12 protein-coding genes are annotated in these 10,972 nt (G+C 73.4%); 4 read left to right on the top strand and 8 right to left on the bottom strand.

Annotation, left to right across the window (positions count from 1 at the left end; all coding sequences use genetic code 11):
- From BLV96_RS06815 to BLV96_RS06825, 3 genes are read left to right on the top strand one after another with little or no spacing between them, the layout of a single operon-like run.
- Positions 1-1,809, top strand: a complete 1,809-nt coding sequence (locus tag BLV96_RS06815; RefSeq protein WP_086675388.1) for a glycosyl transferase — start codon at positions 1-3, stop codon at positions 1,807-1,809.
- 19 nt (positions 1,810-1,828) lie between these two features.
- The gene (locus tag BLV96_RS06820) at positions 1,829-2,674 is read left to right on the top strand and encodes a DUF4397 domain-containing protein (protein ID WP_086675387.1); all 846 of its coding nucleotides are present in this window, start codon (positions 1,829-1,831) and stop codon (positions 2,672-2,674) included.
- Positions 2,664-3,260, top strand: coding sequence for a class F sortase (locus tag BLV96_RS06825; protein WP_086675386.1), 597 nt, complete (start codon positions 2,664-2,666; stop codon positions 3,258-3,260). Before BLV96_RS06820 ends, BLV96_RS06825 begins: the two co-directional genes overlap by 11 nt.
- On the opposite strand, the gene BLV96_RS06830 is transcribed toward BLV96_RS06825, so the two are convergent.
- The 6 genes from BLV96_RS06830 to BLV96_RS06855 all read right to left on the bottom strand — a co-directional run bounded on the left by BLV96_RS06830 (position 3,257) and on the right by BLV96_RS06855 (position 8,660).
- Positions 3,257-4,360 (bottom strand): LLM class flavin-dependent oxidoreductase, encoded by a 1,104-nt coding sequence (locus tag BLV96_RS06830; protein WP_086675385.1) that lies wholly within the window; start codon positions 4,358-4,360, stop codon positions 3,257-3,259. The genes BLV96_RS06825 and BLV96_RS06830 overlap by 4 nt on opposite strands.
- Positions 4,357-5,367, bottom strand: coding sequence for an ABC transporter substrate-binding protein (locus BLV96_RS06835; RefSeq protein ID WP_086675384.1), 1,011 nt, complete (start codon positions 5,365-5,367; stop codon positions 4,357-4,359). Before BLV96_RS06835 ends, BLV96_RS06830 begins: the two co-directional genes overlap by 4 nt.
- A complete protein-coding gene (locus BLV96_RS06840; protein WP_086675383.1) occupies positions 5,354-6,055 on the bottom strand; it encodes an ABC transporter ATP-binding protein in 702 nt (233 codons plus the stop codon). The genes BLV96_RS06835 and BLV96_RS06840 overlap by 14 nt, the downstream gene beginning before the upstream one ends.
- Positions 6,040-6,855: an ABC transporter permease gene (locus tag BLV96_RS06845; protein WP_086675382.1), complete on the bottom strand. Its 816-nt coding sequence runs from the start codon at positions 6,853-6,855 to the stop codon at positions 6,040-6,042. Before BLV96_RS06845 ends, BLV96_RS06840 begins: the two co-directional genes overlap by 16 nt.
- Before the next feature lie 124 nt (positions 6,856-6,979).
- Positions 6,980-7,690 (bottom strand): MBL fold metallo-hydrolase, encoded by a 711-nt coding sequence (locus BLV96_RS06850; protein ID WP_086675381.1) that lies wholly within the window; start codon positions 7,688-7,690, stop codon positions 6,980-6,982.
- Between the two features lie 16 nt (positions 7,691-7,706).
- Complete coding sequence (locus BLV96_RS06855; RefSeq protein WP_086675380.1) at positions 7,707-8,660, bottom strand: zinc-dependent alcohol dehydrogenase family protein; 954 nt, start codon at positions 8,658-8,660, stop codon at positions 7,707-7,709.
- A gap of 48 nt (positions 8,661-8,708) precedes the next feature.
- On the opposite strand from BLV96_RS06855, the gene BLV96_RS06860 reads away from it, so the two are divergent.
- Positions 8,709-9,278 (top strand): TetR/AcrR family transcriptional regulator, encoded by a 570-nt coding sequence (locus tag BLV96_RS06860; RefSeq protein WP_086675379.1) that lies wholly within the window; start codon positions 8,709-8,711, stop codon positions 9,276-9,278.
- On the opposite strand, the gene BLV96_RS50505 is transcribed toward BLV96_RS06860, so the two are convergent.
- Together BLV96_RS50505 and srmL are read right to left on the bottom strand one after the other, a co-directional pair.
- A complete protein-coding gene (locus BLV96_RS50505; protein WP_244180067.1) occupies positions 9,210-9,599 on the bottom strand; it encodes a hypothetical protein in 390 nt (129 codons plus the stop codon). The two genes, BLV96_RS06860 and BLV96_RS50505, sit on opposite strands and share 69 nt — an antisense overlap.
- 7 nt (positions 9,600-9,606) lie before the next feature.
- A complete protein-coding gene (srmL, locus tag BLV96_RS49700; protein WP_244180068.1) occupies positions 9,607-10,377 on the bottom strand; it encodes a PheS-related mystery ligase SrmL in 771 nt (256 codons plus the stop codon).
- Between the last annotated feature and the right edge of the window lie 595 nt (positions 10,378-10,972).

Raw genomic sequence — 10,972 nt, forward strand, 5'->3', positions numbered from 1 at the left:
ATGGCCCAGCACAGCCGGGGGACGACGGTCTCGGGCCGCGCCCCCGCGACGCTCTCCGAACCGGTCGCCGCGCACCGGTTGCTGTCGCTCGACATCGTGCTCGCGCTGCTGGCGCTGGCCGGCGGCCTGCGGGTGCTCTACCTCGCCACGCCGGCGCCGGTCCTGCCCGCCGAAGCCGCGAACGTCGCCCACGCCTACGCGCTCGGGCACTTCACGGCGTTCACCGACGCGGGCGGCGCGGGGGTCAGCCCGTTCGGCTGGTGGCAGCTTTCGGCGTACACGATGCTCACCGACGCCTTCGAGCGCTCGGCCACGGCGCTCGTGGCGGTCCGGGAAGCGATGCTCGTCGTCGCGGTGATCGGTGCCTTGCTCCTGTGGGTCCTGGCCCGGCGGCTCGGCCTGACGCGGTGGGCGGCCGCGGCCGCGGTGGTGCTGCTCGCGGCGTCCCCGCTGGCCCTCGGCCTGCAGCGGCTGGTGGTCGTCGAGCACCTGGCGGCGCTGTGGGCGCTGGGTGCGCTGGTGCTGCTGACCCGGCCCGGCGCCCGGATCCGGCACGACGTCCTGGCGGCGCTCTGCCTGCTGGCGGCCGTGCTCACGTCGCCGCTGGCGCTGGTCTTCCTGCCCGCGGCCGGCTGGCTGCTGGTGCGGCGCGCGCCCGTGCGGGCGGCGCTCGTGGCGGTGCTGCTCAACCTCGGGCTGGGCATCGCGTTCGGCCCGGCGGCGGGGCTCCTGCGCCCGCACCTCGCGGCCGCGGGCCGGCCCTCGGTCGCCGACTGGGTCGCCCTCGACCCGACGTGGGCGGTGCTCTCGACCGTCGCCCTGGTGGCCGCGCTGGCCGTGACGTCGCTGCGCCCGTTCGCGGTGTCCGGCCTGCTGCTCGTCGCCACGCTGCTCGTCCCCGGGGTCCCGGACACCGCCGTGCTCGCCCTGCTGCTGCCGGTGACGCCGCTGCTGCTGGCCGGCGTCGTCCAGGCCGTCACCCGGCAGCGCGACGCGGCCCACCGGTGGGAAGCGCGGCGCGGCACCGGCACCGCGCTGGCGGCGGTCGTGCTGGTCGCGATGATCGCCGTCGGCTGGGGGTACGGCTACCCGGCCCTGCGGCCGGCGGCCGACCGGAGCGGGCCGCTCGCCGAGGCGCGGGACTGGTTGCGGGTCAACGCTTCCGGCTCCCGCGTGCTGGTCGGCGACGCCGCCTGGGCCGAGCTCGCGAAGGCGGGCTGGCCGACCGGCATGCTCGTCACGCCCGCCGCGTGCACCGCCTCCTGCCCGCCCGCCGAGTGGGCGGTCTTCACCGCCGGCGAGACCGGTCTCCGGCACCGGTACCCGGACATCGGCGCCGCGTTCGAGACCGCCGGCGCGACCGCGGTGTTCGGCACCGGCGACCACCAGGTGACCGTTTCCCGCCTCGGGCTGCCGCCCACCGACCCGGCCGCGCCGTCGGAGGCGTCGGCGCGCGCCCACGCCGGCGAGGCGCTGCAGGCGTCGGCCCGGATCACGTTCACCCCCGACGCCGCCGGCCCGCTGCGCGCGGGCCGCGTCGACCCCCGGCTGATCGCGACGATCGCCGCGCTCGCGGCGCTGCAGCCGGTCCGGGTCGCGGCGTTCCCCGAGGTCCCCGGCGAAGACCCCGCCGGACAACCCCGCCGCCGGGTGCTGCTCACCGGCGGCGAAGACGGCGCGGCCGCGTTCTACACCGGCCAGCGCGACCTGTTCCGCCCCTCGTCGGTCGTCCGGACCGGCGGCGGCGTGCTCGTCACCTACCCGCTGTTCGCACCCCCGGGACTGCTCGTCCCGTTCTCCTCCCCCTGACCGCGAAAGAGGCCCTCCGATGCGCACTCTTCCCCAGCTCCTGCTCAGACCCGGCGGGCTGATCGCCGCAGCCCTCCTGCTCGTCGCGCTGACGCCGGTCACGGCCGAGGCGGCGACCGGCCCCGGCCCGGGCGTCGGCTGGATCCGGGTCGGGCACCTCTCCCCCAAGGTCCCGCCGGTGGACATCTACTTCGCGCCGTTCGGCCAGGCCGAAAAGGTCGTCATCCGCAAGGCGGGCTACGGCGCCGTCACGCCGTACTCCTCGCTCGACCCCGGCAAGTACACGCTGTCGATGCGGCCCGCCGACGCCGCGTCGAGCACCCCGCCGGCGCTGTCGGCGACGATCGAGGTCGCCGAGCGGTCCGCGTACTCGCTGCTGGTCTTCGCGAACGGCCCGGACGACACGCTCAAGGGCACCCTGGTCACCGACGACCTCACCGCGCCCGCCGCGGGCAAGGGCCGGGTCCGGATCGTCGAAGGGTCGGCGGCGATCGCGCCGGTCTCCGTCGACGGACCGGGCGTCCTGCTCGCCAAGGACGCGCCCTACGGCTTCACCTCGCCCTACGTCGACGTGCCGGAGGGGCGCTGGCCGCTGGGCCTGCGCAGCGGCACGGCGAAGACCACTCCCGAGGTCGACGTCAAGGCCGGGAGCTCGACGACCGTCCTGGTCCTCGAGAACAACGGCGTGCTGAAGGCGAATCCGATCTCCGACGGCGCTTCGCTGCCCGAGCCGCCGAAGCTGGGCGTCGAGACCGGCGGCGGGGGCACGGCTTCGGCCGGAACGCCGCTGTGGCCGGCCTTCGCGGCGATCGGGCTCTTGGTGGCCGCGCTCGTCGCAGGACGCCGGGCGGCCCGTGCGCGCTGACCTCGGCGCGCTGCTCGTCGCCGCGCTGGTCGTGGCGGGCTGTGCCCCGGCCCCACCGGCACCCGCGGTGCCGCCGGCGGTCCAGTCCACCTCGCCCTCGACGGCGACGGGCCCGAAGCCGCTGCCCGCCGCGGCCGACGTCCGCCCGGTGCGGCTGCGGATCCCCGCGATCGGCGTCGACGCGCCCGCGCTCGTCCCGCTCGGGCTGGGCGCCGACCACCAGCTCGAAGCACCGGCGCGCTTCGAAGACGTCGGGTGGTACGCCGCCGGTCCGGTGCCGGGAGACCCCGGGCCGGCGGTGATCGCCGCGCACGTCGACTCCCGGTCCGGCCCGGCGCCGTTCTTCCGGCTGCGCGACCTGCGCGACGGCGACGAGGTGTTCGTCGCGCGTTCCGACGGCCAGGAGAGCCGGTTCGTCGTGGACACCGTCCAGCGCTACCCGAAGAACGCGTTCCCGACCGACGCGGTCTACGGGCCGGCCCCGGGCAGCGCCCTGCGGCTGATCACCTGCGGCGGCAGCTTCGACGCGGCGAAACGGTCCTATCGGGACAACATCGTCGTCTACGCCTCGACCCGTTGGGGCTAGTACTCCTTGAGCAGCCCGCGCCGGGCCAGCTCGGGCCGGACACCGTCCCCGAACCAGTACGCCTCCTCCAGGTGCGGGTAGCCCGACAGCACGAACTCGCGCACGCCGACGCTGTGGTACTCCTCGATCAGGTCGGCGACTTCTTCGTGGCTGCCGACGAGCGCGGTACCGGCGCCGCCGCGGACCAGGCCGACACCCGCCCACAGGTTCGGGTGGATCTCCAGCCCGCGCACGCCACCGTCGGTCCGGCCGCCGTGCAGCGCGACCATGCGCTGCTGTCCGACCGACTCGCTCGCGGCCAGCTGGGCTTGGGCCTTCGCGACCTGCTCCGGGCTCAGCGCGTCCAGGAGTTTCCGCGCCTCCGCCCACGCTTCGGCCGACGTGTCGCGCGAGATCGTGTGCAGCCGGACGCCGAACCGGATCGGCCGGTCCCCGGCCAGCTCGCGGACCTTGCCGATCTTCTCGGCCACCTGCGCGGGCGGCTCACCCCAGGTCAGGTAGACGTCGGCGTGGCGCGCCGCGACCGGCAGCGCGGCCGGCGACGACCCGCCGAAGTAGATCGGCGGCACGGGGTCCGGCGCGGCCAGCGTCGTCGCGCCTTCGACGCGCAGGTGCTCGCCTTCGAACGTGAACGGCTGCCCCGACCAGACGCCGCGCACGATGGTGAGGAACTCGTCGGTGCGTGCGTACCGGGCGTCGTGGTCGTGCCAGTCGCCGAAGCGCCGCTGCTCGACCGCGTCCCCGCCGGTGACGATGTTGAGCAGTACTCGCCCTTCCGACAGCCGCTGGAAGGTGCCGGCCATCTGCGCGGCCAGCGTCGGGGAGAGGACGCCGGGGCGGAACGCGACCAGGAACTTCAGCCGGGTCGTCTCGCGGATCAGCGCGGCCGTGGTGAGCCACGCGTCCTCGCACCACGTTCCGGTCGGCGTCAGGACGCCTTCGAAACCCTGCCGTTCGGCGGCGCGCGCGACCTGGGCCAGGTAGTCCAGGTCGGGTTGCCGCTGGGCGGACGGGCCCTGGGACCGGTTGGCGTGGAAGCGTTCCACGATCGTGCGGCCGTCGCCGCTGGTGGGCAGGAACCAGTGCAGCGTGACGCTCATCCGTTGCTCCTCGCCAGGTCGAGTTCGGGGGCGAACCGCCGGTCGGCGAACGCGGCGAAGTCCACCTTGCCCGGCAGAGTCTTCTCTTCGGTGAAGGCGTCCGCGAGCTGCTGTTCGGAGGCGATCACGGAGTCGTCCAGCGCGATCGGCAGGTCGCGGCCGGCGTCGACGGTCTTCTGCGCGACTTCGAGCTTCAGCCCGGTCTCCTTCGCCCACGCCGCCGCCCATTCGGCGCGGTGCGTGTCGGCCCATTTCTGCGCTTTGACCACCCTTACCGCGAAGTCGCGCAGCGCCGCGTTCTTGCCGGGATCGGCCAGCGCGGCGGTGCCCGCGGTGAGGAAGCCCAGGCCGTTCGAGGCGCCCCGGCCGTCGGCCAGCACACGGGCGTGCGCTTCGAGCTGGGCCTGCGCGGTGTAGGGATCCCAGATCGCCCAGGCGTCGATCGTGTGCTGGGTGAACGCGGCGTAGGCCTCCGACGGCTGCAGGAAACTCAGCTTTACGTCCTTTGTGGACAATCCGTTCCTGTGCAGCGTGTTCAGCAGCTGACCGTGAGCCGACGTGCCCTTGGCGACGCCGATCGTCTTGCCCTTCAGCGCGGCGACGTCCGGCAGCGTCGAGTCGGGCGGGACGAGGAGGGCCTCCCGCTCGACGTTGCTGCGCGAGACGCTGATGACCTTGATCTTCGCCTTCGCCGCGGCCGCGAAGATCGGCGGGGTGTTGCCGACCCGGCCGGTGTCGATCGCGCCGGCCGACGCGGCTTCGAGCAGCGGCGGCCCGGAGGTGAACGTCGACCATTCGATCTTGTACGGCGTGCCGTCGAGCTGACCGGCCGCGGTGAGCAGCGACTTCACGCCGCCCTTCTGGTCGCCGACCTTCAACGTCACCTTCGCCAGGTCGGCCGCGCTCACCGGCCCGGGCACGGCCGCCTGGTCGGCGCCGGTCGCCGAGCCGCAGCCGGCCAGCGTCAGTGCCGCCGCGACGACCGCGATTCCCTTACGCCACCGCATCTTCGGTCACTCCCAAGTCCGCCAGCACGCGCCGGCGGAGGTCGTCGTGGTCGGTTTCGCGTGGCCGGTGCTCGGCCACGATCCGGCCGCCGTCGAGCACCAGGACCCGGCCGGCGAGCCGCAGGGCCTCGTCGACGTCGTGGGTCACCAGCAGCACGCCCGGCCGGTGCCGGCGCCACAGGTCCACGACGAGGCCGTGCATCGCGATCCGCGTCAGCGCGTCGAGGGCGCCGAACGGCTCGTCGAGCAGCAGCAGGCCGGGTTCGCGAACCAGGGCACGAGCGAGCGACACCCGCTGAGCCTCGCCGCCGGACAACGTCAGCGGCCAGTCGTCGGCGTGCTCGGCCAGCTGGACCTCGGCCAGGGCCTTCTCGGCCAGCGCGCGGTTGCGGGACTTCGAGACGCCGTCCTGGCGCAGGCCGAGGACGACGTTGCGCCAGACCTTCCGCCACGGCAGCAACCGTGGCTGCTGGAAAGCGACCGAGACGGTCCCGGCCACGGTCGCCTGGCCGGTCACGTCGTCGTCGAGGCCCGCGAGCACCCGCAGCAGCGTCGACTTGCCGGAGCCGCTGCGGCCCAGCAGCGCGACGAACTCACCGCGTTCGACTGTGAGATCGAGTCTATTGAGGATGGTCCGCTCGCCGAACTTCTTCGTGAGGTTCCGGACCTCGGCTACCGGGTTCGCCACCGCAGCACCTTCCGTTCCAGCAGCCGGACCAGCGCGTCGGTGACCAGGCCGAGCAGGGCGTACAGGACGAGCCCGACGACCACGACGTCGGTGCGCAGGAACTCGCGCGCGTTGTTGATGAGGTAGCCGACGCCGGCGTCGGCGTTGACCGTCTCGCCGACGATCAGCGCCAGCCAGGCGATGCCGAGCGACTGCCGGAGCCCGACCAGCGCCTGCGGCAGCGCGCCCGGGATGACCACGTGCGCAAGGCGTTCCGCGCGGCTGAACCCGAGCGCGCGCGACGCTTCGACGAGGTTCGGGTCGGCGCCGCGGATTCCCGAGTGGACGTTGAGGTAGAGCGGGAAGGCCACGCCGAGCGCGACGAGCACGATCTTGGTTTCCTCGCCGATGCCGAACCACAGGATGAACAGCGGGATCAGGCCGAGGAACGGCAACGTGCGCAGCATCTGGACGGGCGGGTCGACCAGCACCTCGCCCCAGCGGGACAGCCCGGCCACGATGCCCAGCACGACCCCGGCGACGGCGCCGATCGCGAACCCGGCGCCGACGCGCCCGAGCGACACGGCGAAGGCGTCGCCGAGTTCGCCGCTGCGCGCGGATTCGACGCCGGCCTGCACGACCGTCCACGGTGAACTGAGCTTGTCGGGCGGCAGGACGCCGGTGGCACTGGCGATCTGCCAGGCGGCGACGAGCACCACCGGGCTGATCCAGCGCCGCAGGTCGGGCCGCCACTTCTTGCGAGGCGGCCCGACGGCGCGTTTCCGGACGCGCGGAAGCACGCCCGTGGTGGAAATCGACACGGATTTCTCCCGGGGACGGGGGGGTCGGGATTGCGTGGTCCCGACCATCGAGCCCCGGGCGGGCGAAGTCAATCGGTGCCCAGTCCGTGAAATCGCGGGGTTTCAGCCCGTGGAACGCCCTTGCTCAGCCGCCGAACATGACCTTCCATTCGTCGAGCGACCGCGGCCGGTAGACGAAGTTGGTGCGCTTGACGTCCGACAGCGCGGCCGACGGCTCGGCCGAGTACTGGTGGCCGGGGTAGACGACGGGATCGCCGGGCAGCCCGGCGAGGGCCTGCAGGCTGCGGTAGATCTCCTCGGCGTCGCCACCGGGGAAGTCGGTGCGGCCGCAGCCTTCGAGGAAGAGCGTGTCGCCGGAGACGAGCTTGTCCTCGACGAGGAAGCACTGGCTGCCGGGCGTGTGCCCGGGGGTGTGCAGCATCCGGATGGGCACGGACCCGACTTCGAGGACGTCGTCGTGGTCGTGGGCGCGCAGGTCGGTGTCCTCGACCCCGGTCACGCGGCGGACCCACTCGGCCTCGGCGCCGTTGACGTGGATCGGCACGGGCTGCAGGGCGAGGAGCTCGGCGATCCCGGGCAGGTCGAAGCCGAGCATCTCGCCGCCGACGTGGTCGGGGTGGTGGTGGGTGGCGAGCACACCGGTCAGCCGCATGCCATCGGCGTCGAGAACCGAGAGCAGATCCTGCACGGCGTAGGCGGGGTCGACGATCACCGCGTCCCGCGTGTCCCGGTCGCCGATGAGGTAGGCGAAGTTCACCATCTGCGTCGCAACGGGATCACCGACGGCGAAGTCCCGCCCGGCGAGCAGCTGCCGGAAGTAGAGCCGATCTGCCATGGCCCCACCCTACGGGTCAGCTTTCCGGCGGGGTCAGCACGATCCTGCCGAACACCTCGCCGGCCTGCAGCTTCCGGTGCGCGGCCACCGCGTCTTCCAGGGGCAGCACCTCGTGCACCACTGACGTCAGCTCACCGCGGGTCGCGGCGGTGAAGATGTCCGCGATCGCCGCTCGCCGGTCTTCCTGGGGCACCGTGTCGGCGCTGAACGTCGCGAACGACATCGACTTGCGGAACGCCGCGAACAGTTCCTTGCCGAAGTCCGCCGGTGGGTCGCCGGCGACGGCGCCGACCGCCACCAGGCGGCCGTTCGGCTTCAGCTTGGTGAAGAACCCGGGTAGCTCGGGGCCCGCGATGACGTCGATGATCACGTCGTAGGTGTCCGGGCCGTCGGCGGCGCGGTTCAGCACGTGCGTCGCGCCGAGTTCGCGCAGCCGCTGCCCGCGCTCCGGCGACGACGTCGTGACCGCGATCGCGCCGGCTTTGCCCGCGAGCTGGACGGCCATGATCCCGATCCCACCCGCCGCGCCGCGGATCAGCACCGACTCGCCCGGGGCGAAGCGGGCGTGGCGGAGGCCGAAGTGGGCCACGACACCGGAGCTGCCGAGCGTCACCGCATCGACGGGCGACAGGGTCTCCGGCAGCGGCACGAGCGTCTCCGCCGGGGCGACCGCCTGCTCGGCGTACCCGCCGCCGGTGCCGGTGAAGGCCCACACCCGCCGGCCGAGCCAGGCCGGGTCGACGCCGTCGCCGGCCGCCGTCACCGTGCCCGCGATCTCGCCGCCGAGGACGTGGCCGGCTGTGAAGCCGTACGCGGCGAGCGCGCCGCTGCGAATCACCGCGTCGACCCCGCCCACGCCGATCGCTTCGGTGGCGATCAGGACCTGCCCTTCGGCGGGTTTCGGGTCCGGGAGGTCGATGACCGCGAGGCCTTCCGGGTCGCCGAAGGCTTGCACCGCAATTGCTTTCATGCGCCCGACGGTAGTGGACGCCGGCGTCCACTTCGCTAAACTGAGAGCGTGGCCGATCTTTTGCCTCAGAAGCTGCGTTCCGACGCCCGCGACAACCGCGCACGAATCCTCGAGGCGGCACGCGAGGTGTTCGCGGCCGACGGCCTGGACGTGCCGATGCGCGAGATCGCCCGCCGCGCCGGGGTCGGGCCGGCGACGCTGTACCGCCGGTTCCCGACCAAGGAACTGCTGGTCACGGCAGTGTTCACCGACCAGATGCGGGCGTGCTACGCCATCGTCGACGAGGGGCTCGCCGACCCCGACCCGTGGCACGGCTTCGCCTCGATGGTCGAGAATCTTTTCGAATTGCACGCGCGCGACCGCGGTTTCACCGCGGCGTTCACGTCGGCGTTCCCGCACGCGATCGACTTCGCGGCGGATCGCGAACGCGCGTTGCGCTCGATCGCCGCGTTGATCCGCCGGGCTCAGGAAGCCGGTCAGGTGCGGTCCGACGTCGTCCTCGACGACCTGGTCCTGGTGCTGATGGCCAACAGCGGGATCCGCGCCGCGTCACCGGAAGCCCGAGTCGCGGCTTCCCGGCGCTTCGCCGCGCTTGCGTTGCGGGGGTTGCGAGCCTGACCACTGGTGTTCGGTGCCCTGGTGCAGAGCGGCGTACGCGCGGTCTCGCAGGACGTTCGCTTCGGCGTCGGACAGCGTCCGGTCGAGGGGCCTGAGCACCAAGCGGACCAGGAGGTTCTTCTGGTGTCTCTCCGCGCCCAGGCGGGCCAGGGCCTGCTGCGGGAGCTGCGCGCACGGCGTCTCGTGCCGGATTTCGACCGACTCGACGAGGTCGGCGTCCTCGCCGAGGGCGGTGCGGACGCGGTCGCCGAGGTCCTCGGCCCGGTCCTCGGCGGCAACGGCGATCGAGAGGTCGCGGCGCACGGGCGGCAGCGCGGACACCGGACGGTTACGGCGCGAGATCGCCCAGCTGCGCGGCCACGGCCGGATCGGCCGAGCGCAGCAGGCGGATGTCGGGGATGCCCTTGAGCAGCATGAGCATCCGGTCGAGGCCCATGCCGAGGGCGAGGCCGGACCAGCCGTCCCCGAGCCCGGCCCGCGCGAGGACGTCCGGGTGGGCGAGCCCGCACTCGGCGACCTCGACCCACTCGGTTCCGGTGTGGACGTCGAGCTGGCCACCGTCCACTGTGTACGGATGCCGTCGCGGTTCGAGGCGCCATGGGCGGCCCGGCAGGAGGGTTCCGACAAGGTTTTCGACGAGGTGCTCGAGATCGGCCTTGTCGGTGGTCCCGCGGGTGATCCGCCAGAGGTCGAGCTGGTGCGGGGTGCCGCTGTGCAAACGGTCGATGGAGTCGCGCCGGTAGACGACGCCGGGGCAGACGAGCAGGACATCATCGGCGGGGCGGGCTTCGAGCGCGCGGAGTGCCGCGGGGATCATGGCGCTGGAGTGGCTGCGCAGGACGTGGTGGGCGTCGACGTAGCGGGTGTAGCGCGCGTCGCGGGTGATGTCGTCGGGGTGGTAGCCGAGGTGGTCGTAGTTGTCGGCGATGGTGACGATCCGATCGCCGGGCCATCGTCGGACGTCGGTGCCGGTGCGGGCAACCGCGGAGACGGCCCGCTCGACGACGAGCTGGATGGCGTGCGGCCCGGCGGCGGGATCGGTCAGGTCTCGGACGGCGAGGTCGCGGGTGAGCTGGGCGGGCGTGAGTGGTGTGGGCATGACGGAACCTCCTGGGCGGGCGGGACAGGTGAGCGAAAGCGCTCCCCCTGGCCCGGACACCCGGCGAGGTCACCACGGTGCTGTTCAGTCACCGCCGACGGCGGACGTGGCATCGGAACCCCGCTGGCGCCCGTGAAGGGCCAGGGGGCCGGTAAATCGGCGGTTCTCCGCAACGATGGCCACGAGTCCAGGGTAATGGCGCAAGTCACGCGAATTTCTCGCCGGCGCACGGCGCCGGCCCGTGCCGGTGGCGGGCACGACCATCCCGCCCGCCGACGGCTTGAGGACGGCTACGGGCCGCTGGCCGCAGCCAGCGCCGCTCGGCTGCGGCCGAGCTGGGTCCAGCCGCACTGGGCTGAGCCCGGCAGATCGGGCCGTGTCGTGCCGGCGTGGGCTGCGTCGGCGGAACCCGGCTCGGACCGGCTCGGCTCGGACCGGCTCGGACCGGCTCGGCTCGGACCGGCTCGGACCGGCTCGGCTCGGACCGGCTCGGACCGGCTCGGACCGGCTCGGCTCGGCTCGGCTCGGCTCGGCTCGGACCGGCTCGGACCGGCTCGGACCGGCTCGGCTCGGCTCGGACCGGCTCGGCTCGGCT

The sequence above is a fragment of the Amycolatopsis pretoriensis genome, from assembly GCF_900107925.1.
GTDB classification, from domain to species: domain Bacteria; phylum Actinomycetota; class Actinomycetes; order Mycobacteriales; family Pseudonocardiaceae; genus Amycolatopsis; species Amycolatopsis pretoriensis.